The following is a 14673-nucleotide window of genomic DNA, read 5'->3' as shown; positions in this document are numbered from 1 at the left end:
CCAGGTGCTTGACAAAATTCACACTATTCACGTCCACCGTGACGTCCGTCAGCGGGGGTCGATCTCTTGTCCCGCCCGGGACCGTCGTTGGCCTCGGGCGGGTCGGTCTAGACGGCCGGGGCCGCCTTCGTCATCGCGTTGATGACCCGGTCCATCGCGTCCCCGCCGCGCGGGTCGGTCAGGTTGGCCAGCAGTTTGAGGACGAAGCGCATCAGCATCGGGTGCGGCATGCCGTGTTTGGTCGCCATCCGCATCACCTCGGGCCGGCCGATCAGCTTGACGAAGATCCCGCCGAGCCGGTAGTAGCCGCCGAACCGGGCCTTCAGCTCCTGCGGGTACGCGGTCAACGCCCGCTCCCGCTCCGGGCCGGCCGGCCGGGCCAGCGCCTGCACGATGACTTCGGCGGCCAGCTCGCCGGACTCCATCGCGTACGCGATGCCCTCGCCGTTGAACGGGTTGACCATGCCGCCGGAGTCGCCGACCAGCAGGACCCCCCGGGTGTAGTGCGGCACCCGGTTGAAGCCCATCGGCAGCGCCGCGCCGAGGATCGGGCCGTCGGCGTTCGCCTCGTCGGTCATCCCCCAGTCCGCCGGGGTGTTGGCCAGCCAGTCGGTGAGCAGCCGCCGGTAGTTGGTCTTGCCGAACGCGGAGGAGGAGTTGAGCACGCCGAGGCCGACGTTGACCCGGCCGTCGCCGAGGCCGAAGATCCAGCCGTAGCCGGGCAGCAGCGCGTCGTTGTCCTTGCTGCGCAGCTCCAGCCAGGACTCCAGGTAGTCGTCGTCGTGCTTGGCCGGCGAGCGGTAGTAACGCCGCACGGCCACCCCGATCGGCCGGTCCTCCCGCTTGGCCAGGCCGAGGGCGAGCGGGAACCGGCCGGAGACGCCGTCGGCGGCGACCACCAGCGGGGCGTGGAAGGTGGCCGGCTCCCGGTCGGGGCCGACCTCGGCGGTCACCCCGACCACCCGGTCGTCGGCGTCGAGCACCGGGCCGATGACGTTGACGCCGGTGCGCAGCTCGGCACCGGCGGAGACCGCCCGCTGGGCGAGCAGGTCGTCGAAGTCCAGCCGGGTGCGGACCAGGCCGTAGTTGGGGAAGCTGGCCAGGTCGGGCCAGTCCAGTTCGAGGCGTACCCCGCCGCCGATCACCCGCAGGCCCTTGTTGTGCAGCCAGCCGGCCTCGGGCGAGGTGTCCACGCCCATCCGGATGAGCTGCCGGGTCGCCCGGGGGGTGAGCCCGTCCCCGCACACCTTCTCGCGGGGGAACTCGGTCTTCTCCAGCAGCAGCACGCGTACGCCGTGCCGCGCCAGGTGGTACGCCGTAGCCGATCCGCCGGGACCAGCGCCCACCACGATCACGTCGGCGTCGTTCTCCACCGAAGTCATCTGCGCCTCCTCCCGCACGCTCGTGAAATGCTTCACAAGCCCGATCGGGTTGGAGTCTATGACCGTGGTTACTCCGCTGCCGGGTGAGGGGTACCTAACTTCCTGGAAACATGCGGGTCGGGGTGGGTCCGCCCGTCAGTTCCGGACGCCGTCCAGGCCGGTTTCGGCCCGGATCGCCGCCGGAAGTTGGTCACGCAGCGCTCCGCCCGCCGCCCGGTCGAGCGCGCCGAGCACCTCGGCCACCACCTGGCGAACTTCGACGGGGTCCGCGCCGACCAGCTCCCTGAGCTGGGCGGCAAGCTCGGCGGCGGCGTCGTCGGTGGGGGCCGGTGGGCCGCCGGGTGCTACTCCCGTCATGCACGGGAGCATACGTCGCAAAGTGCACCAAAAGCGGATATCAGGGAAAGTCGCCGTTCACCCACGGTCACCCACGGACGGCCCGGTGCAGGGCCACCACCCCGCCGGTCAGGTTGCGCCACGCCACCCGGCCCCAACCGGCCGCGCCGATCCGCGCCGCCAACGCCGCCTGATCCGGCCAGGCCCGGATCGACTCCGCCAGGTAGACGTACGCGTCGGGGTTGCTGGACACCGTCCGGGCCACCACCGGCAACGACCGCATCAGGTACGACAGATAGACGGTACGGAAGGCCGGCTGCACCGGAGTGCTGAACTCGCAGACCACCAGCCGCCCGCCCGGCCGGGTCACCCGGGCCAGTTCCCGCAGCACCGCATCGGTGTCGTTGACGTTGCGCAGGGCGAAGGAGATCGTCACCGCGTCGAAGGAGGCGTCGGCGAAGGGCAGCCGCAACGCGTCCCCGGCCAGCAGCGGCACCTCCGGCCGGACCCGCCGCCCGGCCTGCAACATCCCCTGCGACAGATCCGCACCCACCGCGTACGCCCCGGAACGGGCCAGCTCCTGGGTCGACACCCCGGTGCCGGCGCCCACGTCCAGCACCCGCTCCCCGGGGAGCAGCCCGAGCGCCGCCCGGGTGGCCCGCCGCCACGACCGGTCCTGCCCGAAGGACAGCACCGTGTTCGTCAGGTCGTAACGGGCGGCCACCCCGTCGAACATCGCGGCGACCTCGTGCGGGGACTTGTCCAGGCCGGCGCGCTGGCCCTGCGGGGTACGACTCACCCCTCCACTCTGCCAGCCCCCGCCCACCCACCCGGCGCTGGGTCGCCACCCGCCCGGCCCGTCACCCCGGGCCGGGGCGACCAGGACGCAGGACGGGCGGGGTGGATGACCACCCCGCCCGCTCCACGTACCACCGCCCGGTGGCGCGACGACCCGCCGTCGCTCAGCTCCGCGGCTTCTCGTCGCCCGGGGTCACCAGCACGAGCCGACGCCGACGGGCGAGCATCAGCAGCACCCCGCCCGCGAGCAGCACGGCGGCACCGATCCCCCCGATCAGGGTGGCCTGTGCGCCGGTCACCGGCAGACCGCCGTCGCCGCCACCCGTGCCACCACCGGTGGTCGGGCTGGCGCTGGCGCTCGGACTCGGCTGACCGGTCGGGCTGGTGCTCGGGCTCGGGCTCGGCGACGGGCTCGGACCGGTGGTCAGGTCGACGAAGACGTCGAACAGCGAGGTGTTGTCACCGTCGTCGGTCTCGATGAAGATCTTCCGCTGCGCCTTGCTGGCGACCTGCGGCTCCTCCTCCGGCGTACCCTCGGCCTCGGTCAGCCCGGCGGCGAACAGCACGCCCGGGGTGAGCACCTTCTCGGTGACGCCCGCGCCGACCTTCACCCGTACGTCGGCGGTGTAGAACTCGCCCGGCCGCAGCACCGCGCCGGAGTCCTCGCAGTACGCCACCACGCCGCCCAGGTCCTGCATGACGCAGCTCTCCGGCAGGTCGACGAAGCTGGCGCCGTCGGGCAGCGCGATGCCGTAGAAGATGCCGGTGGCCCGGCGGCTGCCGCCGTTGTAGAGCGCCCAGTCCAGCGGAGCGGTGCCGCCGGGCTTGACGCCGGTCAGCCCGCTCTCGCCGGCCTCGTCGCCGTCGACCACCACGTCGGCGTAGACGTCCTGCACCCAGGTGGTCAGGTCGTAGCCGGGCTTGACCACCATGATCTCGTGGTCGACCGAGTCCGAGGTGGTGTTGGACCCGCTCACGGTCACCTTCAGCACGCCCCCCTTGCCGCGCGTGTCGGTGCCGAACAGCGGGATGCCGAACTCCTCGGTGGTGCCGGCGGCGATGTCGTCGGTGGTGCCGCCCAGGTCGGACAGCGAGCAGGTGAAGGCGGTGCCGCTGGCGGCGCAGGCGTCCGGCTTGAGCACCCCGACCTTGTTCGCCTTCAGGCCCGCCGTCTCGACGGTGACCTTCACGTCCTTGGCGTCGACCGAACCCCGGAAGTTCTGGACGGAGAACTTGAACGGCTTGGCCTTGGCCTCCTTGACGCCCAGGGCCAGCTGGGAGCTGAGCGGAACGAGGTCGAGCTGCGCCTGGTCGGCGGCGGTGGCCGGGGCGGCGACGGTGGCCAGGCCACCCACGGCGAGCAGGGCCACGGCGCCGACACGGGCCAGGGCCGAGCGGTGGAACAGAGTCATCGATCCCCCGGGGGGCTAGGGACTGCTGGGAAAGGTGTGGCTGATGTGGCGAACCGAGCGGACGTTATCCGAGATCGACGCCGGTGCGCCAGCCGTGACGTGCGATTTTGTCCCAGACGGGGCCGAACGGAGGAGGAGCGGGGGCGGGACGGTCACCCGTCCCGCCCCCGTTTTATATGAACGGCCCTCCCGGGCCGATGGAGGACGTACGACGCTCGTACGGGCTTCCCGACGGGGAAACCAAGGTACGTCGGGCGCACGTTAGCGGGCGCTGTCGGGCCGCGCCAACCCCCGCGCCGGAGTGCCGCGTGGCAGGCATCCGCCCAACGCGCCGCGTCCTGCCGGAATTGCTGCGTCTTGTGGTGGCTGGTCCCCTGCCACCTCGCCCGAACGGCGACCACGAATATCCCCCGGGCCGACCACCCGAACCCGATCAGCCAGTCACCCGGAAAGCCCGATCAGTGACCCTGCGTGACGATCGGGGTCAGCGGGCCTCGACGAGCGGCAGGGAACGGCCGGCCCCGCCACCGGGCATGGCGATCGAGGAGAAGTGCGAGACCACCCGGTCGTCGGTCGGATCGTCGGCGGGGGTGTGGTGCACCGCCAGCCGCCGGTAGAGGGTGTCCCGCTGGGCCGGGATCCGGTCGGCCGAGCGGATCATGCCGATCAGCTCGTGCAGGTTGGACCGGTGCCGGGCGCCCGCCGAGGAGATGACGTTCTCCTCCAGCATGATCGAGCCGAGGTCGTCGACCCCCATGTGCAGGGCGAGCTGGCCGACGTCCTTGCCGGTGGTCAGCCAGGACGCCTGCAGGTGCGGCACGGTCTCGAAGAAGAGCCGGGCCACCGCCACCAGGCGCAGGTATTCCAGGGTGGTGGCCTGGGTGCGGCCCTTGAGGTGGTTGTTCTCCGGCTGGTAGGTCCACGGGATGAACGCCCGGAACCCCCGGGTGCGGTCCTGCACGTCGCGGATCATCCGCAGGTGCTCGATCCGCTCGGCGTTGGTCTCGCCGGTGCCCATCATCATCGTCGCGGTGGACTCCAGGCCCTGCCGGTGGGCCAGCTCCATGACCTCCAGCCAGCGCGCGCCGGACTCCTTCAGCGGGGCGATCGCCTTGCGCGGCCGGTCCGGCAGCATCTCGGCACCGGCGCCGGCGATCGAGTCCAGCCCGGCGGCCTTGATCCGGGCGATGGCCTCGTCCAGGCTCACCTGGGAGACCTTGGCCATGTGCAGGATCTCGCTCGGCCCGATCGAGTGGATCGCGAGCTGCGGGTACGCCTTCTTGACCGAGGAGAACAGCTCCTCGTAGTACTCCACCCCGTAGTCCGGGTGGTGGCCGCCCTGGAGCATGACCTGGGTGGCGCCCAGCTCGACCGCCTCGCCGCAGCGGCGCAGGATCTCCTCGGTCGGGTGGGTCCACCCCTCGGCGTGCTTGGGGGCCCGGTAGAAGGCGCAGAACTTGCACGCCGTCACGCAGACGTTGGTGTAGTTGATGTTGCGGTCGATCAGGTAGGTGACGATGTTGTCCGGGTAGCGCCGCCGGCGTACCGCGTCCGCCGCTTCGCCCAACGCGTGGAAGGGCGCCTCGGTGTAGAGCAGCAGCGCCTCCTCGGGCGTGATCCGCCCGCCGTCCGCGCCACGTTGCAGGATGTCGTCGATCTCCCGGTTCGCCGTCACATCCCGAGCGTACGCCGGGCAGCCCTCCGGTTCCGCACAGCACCGGCGACGGGTGACCAGCACCCCACCGGCACCCGGTACGCGCCGGGAGGCCCACCCACCTCGCCCGGCGCTGGCCGTCGGGCCCGTCCGGGTGACCCGCCCGTGGCTCCGCACGCCTTCAGGCGGCGAGATGACTTCTCAGCGCCATCAACCTGCCACGCATCTCCTCGGTGTCGAAGGTGCGCCGACCCACCCGCGCCGGCACTGTCTCGGTGGTGTCCACCAGGACCGACGACCAGTCACGCGACAGCCGTCCCTGGAGCATGAGGGTGACGGTGGTGGTCGACGCCGCCTCCACCCGGTGCAGCAGGTCGTACGGCATCGAGTAGGACGAGCCCGGTGTGAGTTGGACTGCCAGGGTCTCCCGTACGGACACCACGTCCACGAGGTCGAAACGCCAGGCGGACTCGCCATCCCGGCTCGACTCCCGGTAGCGGGTGAGGACCGCTCCGCTCCTGGCCGGGTGGTAGTAGCGGCAGTCGAGTCGACCGGCGACCACCACCGAGGAAAAGTCGAAGCGGTGATCGTGGACATGCTCGCGCATCCTGGGCCGCCCAGGCCACCAGACGTGCATGCGCAACTGGCCGAATTCACCGAAGGTAGCCAGAATGAACTTGTCGAAGCCGAGAGCATGCGGATGCGAACGAGCGGCCACCGCGTCCGCGCGGGAGTCGTCGTCCAGCAACTCGGTGAGCAGGGCACTCAACCGTTCCGGCCGGCCCAGCCCTCGCAGGATGCTGATGGCGGGCCCGGACGGCTGCCCCGCACTGCCGGCGAGTGCCGCCATGATCTGCCGCTCAACAGCCGACATCGAGTTTGTGTCCAGCACGAGCGACGACATGTCACCACCTCGACACGAGATCCACCACACATAGTTCGTGATCCGAGAAATTGCTCACCAGCTTTGGCTCGGCACCTCGCGACAGGTCGGCCGAGAAGAGAATGTCGTCGATCGCCATCCCGTTGTGCGTCGCCATCTCGCCGAACGCCCGCACCATCGGGCTCGCCATCGAGCCCAGCACCAGGTCGCGATCCTCCGTGTTGAAGTCACCACAGATGACCACCTGCCCGCTGACGGACCGGGGCAGGGCTGCCGACACCGACTTCCATATTCCGGAGAACGCCGGCTCGCGAGCGTCCCGACCAAACCGGTGGAAGGGGAATGAATGCAGCGAGGCGACGGTCACCTCGGTAAACCCGAAATCGAGCGTGCAGGACACCATTCCCTTGTCGTGCAGCGCCATGACGGTGCGGCCCCTGGTGGCGGAGAGCTGCGGGTTGGGCAGCACGACTCCACCGATCCGGCTGACCGGGTAGCGGCTGGCGATGGCGACACCCGCCCGCTTGCCCTGCTCGAACGACGACTCGGAGAGCGGCAGGGTGGCCGCATACTGCAACGCCGTTCTGGTGAGCAGCGCCGACAGGACCTCCGACTCGCCCTCGGTCGTGAAGTCCACCTCCTGCAGGGCAAGCACGTCGATGTCGAACTCGTCGACGAGATCGACCATCTCGGCCAGCGCCTCCGGCCGACGGGTCACGTCGTCACTGGCGGCGGGCAATCCCTCCCGGACGTTCCAGGTCGCGACCCGGATCCGATCGGTCAAGGTGGCCAGGGCAGATTCAGCATCGAGTAGTCCCGTACGACCAGCACCCCCTGATAGGTCATCCACGTGGGCTCCTTTCGCTCCTCTTTCCACTTCCACACCCCATTCTCTTGAAGGTCGAGCACTGCCCTGACCGCCTGCTGCAGGTGCGGCAGGCGCCGCTCATCGACCGCGCGACACATGAGCGCCCGCGCCACCCAGGCCGGCGTGAAGTGGCCGACGATGATGGTGTCCATCGCGTCGCCCGCACTGGTCAACCGCCGTAGCTGCTCGTCAGTGACGTCGTAGTGGGAGTTTCGGATCAGCCATTCGATGCCCGCGTCCACACACTCGTCGAGCTTCTCCCGTCGGTCACCGCGAACCGCCTGAGCCGCCTTGCGGAGAGCCACCACGGCTCTCGCGGTGTGCGGTACGGATGGCGCACTCCCGTGGTTCACCGTCATGCCCCAGGCCATGCAGGCCGGCTCCCCCTCCGCCTGCTGCCGGACGGCGCCCTCCACCAGGTGGGTCGTCAACTCATCGAGCTTGGCCGAGGCGGGCGCAACCTCGGCGAGCGCCGAGATCGCCGAGCTGAGAACCGTCACGCGCTGCCAGCCGACACCGTCGACCTCCGGCGTCATCATGCGTTCGAGTTGTCCCACCAACTCGGAGCGGATGGCGGGATCCAGGCCGGTTCGTACGAGTGCGGTGAGCACCCATGCCGTGACTTCCGGTCGGGCGACGTCCTGTTGGGAGCGGGCGACCCAACCCCCTGCCGGCCGTTGCAGCGCCACCACGTTGTCCACCAACCGCCGGCGGTCGAGCCGCGCCTCCCTGAGGTCCAGTGCGAGGGCGATACGAAGGCCGTACGACGTCCCGATGGCGCTCGGCGGGACCTGCTCCCCCATGAACTGCGACCACCCGAAGACCTCACCCCGGGTCCCGCTGGCGGTACGCAGATCGGCCATCAGCCGGCTCCGGGTGCCCTCCATGATCTGCCGTGCGGAGACGAACGACCTCGGCCGCGGTTCCCGGGCCCCGGGCAGCATCGTGCCGGCAGCCAACGAGGGGCCCACGAATCTCTGTAGCCCCGGTCGCTGGACGAGCCATTTGAGGGCGATCCCCATACAGAGGGCGGCCAGCACGGCAAAGGCATAACGTACCCAGTCCTGGCTGAACCACTGATTGGGCAGGTGATCGACCAGAAGGCTGTACGTCGCGAAGATGAGCGCGAAGGGACCCAGATCGGCTATCCGCCGTCCGAGGCTCCGCAGCCGGCCACGAGTCGGGCCTGCGGTCTCACGCTGAGGTTCAAGCGCCGACAACGGCTCGTTGCCACGGGCCGTCTTCTCACTCAGCGTCACGCGCTCTCCGATCACATCGCCCAGAGTGTGCGCCTTGGGACACAGCGTTTGATTGCCGGAGAACCCTAGCGAGACGCGTCAATGAAAAACATCGTGCGAGGGTACGGGGCAGGAATGACCGAACGGGCATGGTTCTTCACCACTGTTGACATGTGTACGCCGATCTGATTTTCGCCGCCGGAGACCGGACACGCCGGCTCTACCGTCCCGGCCCGTTACGCCGGCAGACCATTCTCGATCAGCGGCAATGGGCGTGACGGCCGTCTCTCAGTCGTACACCCCGGCTGCCACATCCATGGCCCGGCCGACCCACCAGACGCATGGGTTGTCTCCAAACCGACACCCGGGTGGCTCCGGCAATCCCAGGATCCGAGCCCGGTCACCACTGCGTTGGGCGGCGGGACAGACCGCCCACCGGGACCCGACACCGACCTGCCCACCGTCACCCGTCGTAGTCGACCGTCAGCGCGTCGGTCACCGGGCTGGCCTGGCAGGTCAGCACGTAGCCGGCGGCCACCTGCCCACCACCCCGTCGAGGATGACCACCAACCGGGTGCACAGAAGTCGAAGAACGCGAACGATTCGTCACCACACCTCAACCGCCCATACCCGGCGTCAGAACCCGGAACGCACCGGCGGATGAGCGACGAACGCGGCCCACGACCGGCGCTCGAAAGCCAGCACCGGCCCCGCCGGATCCTTCGAATCGCGTACGCCCACCACCCGAGCCACCTCGACACAGTTGGCGTTGGAACCGCTGCGGGTCGACTTACGCCAGGCCACACCGGAAGAATCAGGCATGGTCGTCAGGTCACCACGATGACGGACGCGTCGACAGGTCAGCGACGAAGGCGGACCAGGCCGACCGGTCGAAGGCCAGCACCGGCCCGGACCGATCCTTGGAATCCCGGACCCCCACCGCATGCGCCACCGCAGCCACCTCGACACAGTCTGTGTCGGAGCCGCTGCGGGTCGACTTGCGCCAGGTGGCCTCCGACAACTCTGCGATCACCATCTGCGGCTCACTCCCGCTCGTGCTCCACTGCGACCCGGGCTATCAACTTCATCGATTCGGCTTGGCTCAACGCCGACCCCGCCAGGGTATCCGCCTCCCGACGGAACACGTCCACCTGATCGGGTTTCTCGAGGAAGATGCTGGAGATCTTGTGCTCCAGGTGCACCACCGGCGGGAGCCGGTCGAAGTCGAACAGGACGAACGCTCCGTCCAACCCGGAGTGTCCGGCACACGCCAGCGGCAGCACCCGAAGCGTCACGTTGGGCCGATCCATCATCTCGATCAGATGGTGGAGTTGCCGGACCATCAGCCGACGACCGCCGAGTGGCCGACGTAGCACCATCTCGTCGATGACCAGACTCAGCTCCGGCGGCTCGTCCCGGGCCAGGATCGCCTGCCGGCCCAGCCGGGCCGCGACCCGCGCCTGGGCGTCCGCCGGGGCCACCCCGCACGCCTTCATCAGGGCGCTGGTGTACTCCGGCAACTGGAGCAGGCCCGGCACCAGCAACGGCTGCCAGCCCACTATCCGGGTCGCCTCGGCCTCGAACCGGATGAAGGTACGCGACCACGGGGTCAGGCCGGCCGAGTGCGTCTCCCACCAGCCCGGCTCCCGGCCCCGCCTGGCCATGTCGAGCAACCGTTTGCGTTCCTCGCCCACGACACCGTAGATGGCCAGCAGCGCGGCGATCTCTTCCAGCCGGATGCCCTGCTGGCCGGTCTCGATCCGGGAGAGCTTCGACGGCTGCCAGCCGAGCTGGGTCGCCACCCCCGAGCCGGTCAGGCGTCTGGCCCGCCGCACCTGCCGTAACTCGCCACCCAACCCACGGCCCACCACGGTCGGCGCGCTCTGCCTCGCCACCAGGGAGCCGCCCAGCGAGGCCGAGCGGGAGGCCGCCCGCTACACGGTGGTGCTGGTGTCACCCGACGCGGCGCAGGCCCTCGGCGACGACCGGGGCGAGGTCGGGCTGCAACTGTTCCGTGACGAGGACTGGGACGGCAATCCGCCGCACCTGGACGAGGCGGTCAAGCTGATCGAGGAAGCCTGTGGCGAGCGGGTCGCCCTCACCGAGCACCACTCCGACCTCACCTACTGGACCGCCCACCTCCGCGCCGACTGACAGGTCGACGAGGTGGCGAAAACGGCAGGAATCGGTCGATCCCGGGTGAGTCGCTAACGTCATCAGCTCGACAGGACCCGCAACAGACATCAGACCCTCCGCCCGGAGGCGAGCGGCCCACAGCGCTATCCGTCGTAGTCGACAGTCAGCGTGTCGGTGGTCGGGGTGGACTGGCAGGTCAGCACGTACCCGGCGGCCACCTCGTCCGGCTCCAGGGCGTAGTTGCGGGCCATCGTCACCGCACCGGACACCACCTTCGCCCGGCAGGTCGAACAGACCCCGCCCTTGCAGGCGTACGGCAGCTCGCCGCGTACCTTGAGCGCCGCGTCCAGCACCCGCTCGTCCGGGCCCATGGTGAACCGCGACGACCGGCCGTCCAGCACGATCGTCACCTCCGCGCCACCCGCCGACGGGTCGGCCCGGCGGACCGGCTCCGGTGGGGCGTCGACGTGGAACAGCTCGGTGTGCACCGTCGACTCCGGCCGGCCCGGACCGGTCAGCACCGCCTTCGCGTCCAGCACCAGCTGGTAGGGGCCACAGAGGAACCACTCGGAGATCACGTCGCCGGGCACGATGGTGTCCAGCAGCCGGCCCAGCCGGTCGGCGTCGATCCGGCCGGACAGCAGCGGCGACTCGCCCTGCTCCCGGGAGAGCACGTGCACCAGGTGCAGCCGGGTCGGGTAGCGGTCCTTCAGGTCGGCCAACTCCTCGGCGAACATCACCGTGTTGGCCGTGCGGTTGCCGTACACCAGGGTGAAGGTGCTGGCCGGCTCGACGGCCAGGGCGGTCGCGACCAGCGCGAGCACCGGGGTGATGCCGGAGCCGGCGACCACCGCGCCGTAGTGCCGCACCCGGTCCGGCGCGAACGCGGTGGTGAAGTGTCCCAGCGGGGGCAGCACGTCGACGGTGTCGCCGTGCCGCAGCGCGCCGCAGGCGTAGCTGGAGAACGCGCCGCCGGGGATCTCCCGCACCCCGATCCGCAACCGCCCGTGCCGGGCCAGGTCGTCGGGTGTGGAGCAGATCGAGTACGACCGCCGCACGTCCGCACCGGCGGGCAGGCGGACGGTCAGGTGCTGGCCGGCGGCGAACGCGAACGTCGCCCGCAGCTCCTCGGGCACCGCGAAGGTGATCGCCACGGCGTCGTCGGTGAGCCGGTCGACGGCGCTGACCGCGAGCGGATGGAAAGCCGGCCGGCGACGGACCGGGCGGGTGATGGTGACAGTCACAGCGCCTTCAGGTGGTCGAAGGGTTCGGAGCAGGAACGGCAGCGCCAGAGCGCCTTGCACGCGGTGGAGCCGAACCGGCTGACCTGCTCCGTCTCCGGTGATCCGCAGCGCGGGCAGCGGACGGTCAGGGTCAGCGGCACCACCCCGGGCGGTCGGCCCGGGGCGGGCCTGCCGCCGACCGAGCCGACCGGGGCAGGGCCGCCGCCGACCGGGCCGACCATCGGAGGTGGGGCGATGCCGGCGGCGGCGAGCTTCGCCCGGCCCTCGGCGGAGATCCAGTCCGTGCTCCAGGCCGGGCTGAAGACCGTCCGGACCTCGGCGTCGGGATGCCCGGCGACCGCGAGGGCCCGCCGGATGTCGGCCCGGATCACGTCCATCGCCGGGCAGCCGGTGTAGGTGGGGGTGATCGTGACGAGCACCCGGCCGGTCGTCGGATCCTCGTCGACCGCCCGCAGGATGCCCAGCTCGTCGATGGTGATCACCCGGATCTCCGGGTCCACCACCGCCGCCACGGCCGCCCTGGGATCGGTCACCGGTGCCGCCCCCGGCCCGAACGGCTCACCACTGCGCCCCGGGGTGCGCGCGGTGCAGCACCTGCATCTCGGCCAACAGGAAGGACAGGTGCTCGGTGTGCACGCCGTCGCGGCCACCGCCCGGCGTCCAGCCGGTCGCCGGCCGGGTCAGGGTGGCCTCGGCCAGCACCGGGGAGACCACGGCGTCGAAGTCGCCCCGCAGGGTGGCCGGGTCGACCGGGGCCGCCGGGTCCGCCGTGAACAGCTCGTGGTGGTACGGCCAGAGCTGGTCCACCGCAGCCTGGGCCCGACGGTGCGACTCGTCGGTGCCGTCGCCGAGCCGCTTCACCCACAACGCGGAGTGGTCCAGATGGTAGGCGGACTCCTTGCGGGCCTTGGCCCCGATCGCGGCGAGCCGCTCGTCGGCGCATCCGGCCAGCGCGGTGTAGAGCGGCAGCTGGTAGGCCGCAAGCAGCAGCAGCTTCACCATGGTCACCGCGAAGTCGCCGTTGGGCAGCTCGACCAGCAGGCAGTTGCGGAACTCCCGGTCGTCGCGCAGGAACGCCAACGCGTCCTCGTCCCGGCCGGCGCCCTCCAGCTCACCCGCGTACGACAGCAGGAGGCGGGCCGCGCCGAGCTGGTCGAGGGCGATGTTGGCCAGCGCGATGTCCTCCTCCATCTCGGGGGCGCGGGTGGCCCACTCGCCGAGCCGCTGGGCGGCCACCAGCGCGTCGTCGCCGAGGGCGAGGGTGAAGTCGAGAGGACCCTTCACAGGTGGTCCACCCCGTCCGGCACCTCGTAGAAGGTGGGGTGGCGGTAGACCTTGTCGGCGGCCGGGTCGAAGAAGGCGTCCTTCTCGTCGGGGCTGGACGCGGTGATCGCGCCGGCCGGCACCACCCAGATGGAGACGCCCTCCTGCCGGCGGGTGTAGAGGTCCCGGGCGTTGCGCAGGGCCAGCTCGGCGTCGGGGGCGTGCAGGCTGCCGACGTGGGTGTGCGACAACCCACGGCGGGCCCGGACGAAGACCTCCCACAGCGGCGAGGTCACCGGGGTCCGGGGCGGTTCACCGGGCGCGCTCACGCGGCCACCTTCTCCCGCTGCGACTCGGCCCGCTGCTTCGCCGCGTACGCCGTGGCCGCCTCACGGACCCACGCGCCGTCGGCGTGCGCGCGGCGGCGGTGTTCCATCCGCTGCCGGTTGCACGGGCCCTCCCCCTTGATCACCCGCATCAGCTCGTCGTAGTCCGGCTGGGTGAAGTCGTACGCCTGCCGCGTCTCGTTCCAACGCAGGTCGGGGTCGGGGATGGTGAGGCCGAGGATCTCCGCCTGCTGCACGCACATGTCGACGAAGCGTTGCCGCAGCTCGTCGTTGGAGAACCGCTTGATCTTCCAGGCCATGGACTGGGCGGAGTGGGTGGAGTCACCGTCCGGCGGGCCGAACATCGCCAGTGACGGATACCACCAGCGGTCGAGCGCGTCCTGCGCCATCGCCCGCTGTGCCGGGGTGCCGTGCGACAGGGTGTGCAGGATCTCGAAGCCCTGCCGCTGGTGGAAGGACTCCTCCTTGCAGACCCGGATCATCGCCCGCGCGTACGGCCCGTAGGAGCAGCGGCACAGCGGGACCTGGTTGACGATCGCCGCGCCGTCCACCAGCCAGCCGATCGCGCCCACGTCGGCCCAGGTGAGGGTGGGGTAGTTGAAGATCGAGCTGTACTTCTGCCGGCCGTCGAGCAGCAGCTCCACCAGCTCGTCCCGGCTGACGCCCAGGGTCTCGGCGGCGGCGTAGAGGTAGAGGCCGTGACCGGCCTCGTCCTGCACCTTGGCCAGCAGGATGGCCTTGCGTTTGAGGGAGGGGGCCCGGCTGATCCAGTTCCCCTCCGGCTGCATGCCGATGATCTCCGAGTGGGCGTGCTGGGCGATCTGCCGGACCAGGGTCCGACGGTAGGCGTCGGGCATCCAGTCACGCGGTTCGATCTTCTGGTCGGCGTCGATCACGTCGGCGAAGTACGCCGCCGGATCCTCGCCGGGCGCGGCGGCACCCTCCCGACTGCGGGCCGCCGCCTCACGCAGCGCCACCTCGGCGGCCTCGACCTGACCGAGCAGGCCACCGCCGGGCGCGTCCTCCTGCGGGACGAAGTCGTTGCCATACATTCGCCAAGTGTTACAGCTCGCCGCCCATGACACCAGAGGGTGTAACAGGATTTGAGTAAG

At 70.5% G+C, this 14673-nt stretch carries 18 protein-coding genes; 1 reads left to right on the top strand and 17 read right to left on the bottom strand.

All coding sequences use genetic code 11. The features are described 5' to 3' along the window. Window positions 1–107 precede the first annotated feature (107 nt). From AB0K25_RS03755 to AB0K25_RS03700, 12 genes are all read right to left on the bottom strand, one after another. A complete protein-coding gene (locus tag AB0K25_RS03755) occupies window positions 108–1382 on the bottom strand; it encodes a geranylgeranyl reductase family protein (RefSeq protein WP_208565512.1) in 1275 nt (424 codons plus the stop codon). A gap of 135 nt (window positions 1383–1517) precedes the next feature. Further along, a complete protein-coding gene (locus AB0K25_RS03750) occupies window positions 1518–1739 on the bottom strand; it encodes a hypothetical protein (RefSeq protein WP_357532997.1) in 222 nt (73 codons plus the stop codon). A 67-nt stretch (window positions 1740–1806) separates the two neighbouring features. Continuing rightward, complete coding sequence (locus AB0K25_RS03745; protein WP_357532995.1) at window positions 1807–2517, bottom strand: demethylmenaquinone methyltransferase; 711 nt, start codon at window positions 2515–2517, stop codon at window positions 1807–1809. A gap of 163 nt (window positions 2518–2680) precedes the next feature. Continuing rightward, window positions 2681–3928 carry a cell wall anchor protein gene (locus AB0K25_RS03740; RefSeq protein ID WP_363818194.1) on the bottom strand — a complete coding sequence of 416 codons (1248 nt, stop codon included), beginning with the start codon at window positions 3926–3928 and terminating at the stop codon, window positions 2681–2683. Between the two features lie 484 nt (window positions 3929–4412). Next, a complete protein-coding gene (mqnC, locus tag AB0K25_RS03735) occupies window positions 4413–5603 on the bottom strand; it encodes a cyclic dehypoxanthinyl futalosine synthase (RefSeq protein ID WP_208565508.1) in 1191 nt (396 codons plus the stop codon). A 160-nt stretch (window positions 5604–5763) separates the two neighbouring features. Beyond that, complete coding sequence (locus tag AB0K25_RS03730) at window positions 5764–6486, bottom strand: hypothetical protein (protein ID WP_363818191.1); 723 nt, start codon at window positions 6484–6486, stop codon at window positions 5764–5766. Window position 6487: 1 nt separating this feature from the next. Further along, window positions 6488–7249, bottom strand: a complete 762-nt coding sequence (locus tag AB0K25_RS03725) for an endonuclease/exonuclease/phosphatase family protein (RefSeq protein ID WP_357021680.1) — start codon at window positions 7247–7249, stop codon at window positions 6488–6490. Beyond that, window positions 7246–8592, bottom strand: coding sequence for a hypothetical protein (locus tag AB0K25_RS03720; protein ID WP_219465858.1), 1347 nt, complete (start codon window positions 8590–8592; stop codon window positions 7246–7248). The genes AB0K25_RS03725 and AB0K25_RS03720 overlap by 4 nt, the downstream gene beginning before the upstream one ends. Window positions 8593–9034: 442 nt before the next feature. Continuing rightward, on the bottom strand, window positions 9035–9181 hold the full coding sequence (locus AB0K25_RS03715) for a hypothetical protein (RefSeq protein ID WP_219465855.1): 147 nt from the start codon (window positions 9179–9181) through the stop codon (window positions 9035–9037). A gap of 26 nt (window positions 9182–9207) precedes the next feature. Beyond that, entirely contained in the window at window positions 9208–9393 is a 186-nt protein-coding gene (locus tag AB0K25_RS03710; protein ID WP_363818187.1) for a DUF397 domain-containing protein, read from the bottom strand. A 10-nt stretch (window positions 9394–9403) separates the two neighbouring features. Continuing rightward, window positions 9404–9607: a DUF397 domain-containing protein gene (locus tag AB0K25_RS03705; protein ID WP_219465853.1), complete on the bottom strand. Its 204-nt coding sequence runs from the start codon at window positions 9605–9607 to the stop codon at window positions 9404–9406. A 7-nt stretch (window positions 9608–9614) separates the two neighbouring features. Then, entirely contained in the window at window positions 9615–10373 is a 759-nt protein-coding gene (locus tag AB0K25_RS03700) for a helix-turn-helix transcriptional regulator (RefSeq protein ID WP_363818184.1), read from the bottom strand. Here AB0K25_RS03700 and AB0K25_RS03695 point away from each other — a divergent pair. Beyond that, window positions 10309–10725: a hypothetical protein gene (locus tag AB0K25_RS03695; RefSeq protein WP_363818181.1), complete on the top strand. Its 417-nt coding sequence runs from the start codon at window positions 10309–10311 to the stop codon at window positions 10723–10725. The two genes, AB0K25_RS03700 and AB0K25_RS03695, sit on opposite strands and share 65 nt — an antisense overlap. Before the next feature lie 125 nt (window positions 10726–10850). Here the strand turns inward: AB0K25_RS03695 and paaE are convergent, their stop codons facing one another. From paaE to paaA, 5 genes are read right to left on the bottom strand one after another with little or no spacing between them, the layout of a single operon-like run. Continuing rightward, window positions 10851–11951 (bottom strand): 1,2-phenylacetyl-CoA epoxidase subunit PaaE, encoded by a 1101-nt coding sequence (gene paaE, locus AB0K25_RS03690; protein WP_219465850.1) that lies wholly within the window; start codon window positions 11949–11951, stop codon window positions 10851–10853. Next, window positions 11948–12484, bottom strand: coding sequence for a 1,2-phenylacetyl-CoA epoxidase subunit PaaD (gene paaD, locus AB0K25_RS03685; protein ID WP_363818178.1), 537 nt, complete (start codon window positions 12482–12484; stop codon window positions 11948–11950). Before paaD ends, paaE begins: the two co-directional genes overlap by 4 nt. A 25-nt stretch (window positions 12485–12509) precedes the next feature. Beyond that, window positions 12510–13235 carry a 1,2-phenylacetyl-CoA epoxidase subunit PaaC gene (paaC, locus tag AB0K25_RS03680; protein ID WP_219465849.1) on the bottom strand — a complete coding sequence of 242 codons (726 nt, stop codon included), beginning with the start codon at window positions 13233–13235 and terminating at the stop codon, window positions 12510–12512. Next, window positions 13232–13543 (bottom strand): 1,2-phenylacetyl-CoA epoxidase subunit PaaB, encoded by a 312-nt coding sequence (gene paaB, locus AB0K25_RS03675; protein WP_219465848.1) that lies wholly within the window; start codon window positions 13541–13543, stop codon window positions 13232–13234. Before paaB ends, paaC begins: the two co-directional genes overlap by 4 nt. Continuing rightward, window positions 13540–14613, bottom strand: coding sequence for a 1,2-phenylacetyl-CoA epoxidase subunit PaaA (paaA, locus tag AB0K25_RS03670; RefSeq protein WP_219465842.1), 1074 nt, complete (start codon window positions 14611–14613; stop codon window positions 13540–13542). Before paaA ends, paaB begins: the two co-directional genes overlap by 4 nt. Window positions 14614–14673: the final 60 nt, after the last annotated feature.

Source organism: Micromonospora sp. NPDC049257 (genome assembly GCF_040678915.1).
In the GTDB taxonomy this organism is placed as follows: Bacteria; Actinomycetota; Actinomycetes; order Mycobacteriales; family Micromonosporaceae; genus Micromonospora; species Micromonospora antibiotica.
This window is presented reverse-complemented; position numbering and strand designations above follow the sequence as displayed.

What these genes read in the sequence shown, in the direction of transcription:
- AB0K25_RS03710 (WP_363818187.1), bottom strand. Translation starts at nt 9,393, where the DNA reads ATGCCTGATTCTTCCGGTGTGGCCTGGCGTAAGTCGACCCGCAGCGGT.
- AB0K25_RS03755 (WP_208565512.1), bottom strand. Translation starts at nt 1,382, where the DNA reads ATGACTTCGGTGGAGAACGACGCCGACGTGATCGTGGTGGGCGCTGGT.
- paaA (WP_219465842.1), bottom strand. Translation starts at nt 14,613, where the DNA reads ATGTATGGCAACGACTTCGTCCCGCAGGAGGACGCGCCCGGCGGTGGC.
- AB0K25_RS03740 (WP_363818194.1), bottom strand. Translation starts at nt 3,928, where the DNA reads ATGACTCTGTTCCACCGCTCGGCCCTGGCCCGTGTCGGCGCCGTGGCC.
- AB0K25_RS03695 (WP_363818181.1), top strand. Translation starts at nt 10,309, where the DNA reads ATGCCCTGCTGGCCGGTCTCGATCCGGGAGAGCTTCGACGGCTGCCAG.
- AB0K25_RS03705 (WP_219465853.1), bottom strand. Translation starts at nt 9,607, where the DNA reads ATGGTGATCGCAGAGTTGTCGGAGGCCACCTGGCGCAAGTCGACCCGC.
- AB0K25_RS03750 (WP_357532997.1), bottom strand. Translation starts at nt 1,739, where the DNA reads ATGACGGGAGTAGCACCCGGCGGCCCACCGGCCCCCACCGACGACGCC.
- AB0K25_RS03730 (WP_363818191.1), bottom strand. Translation starts at nt 6,486, where the DNA reads ATGTCGTCGCTCGTGCTGGACACAAACTCGATGTCGGCTGTTGAGCGG.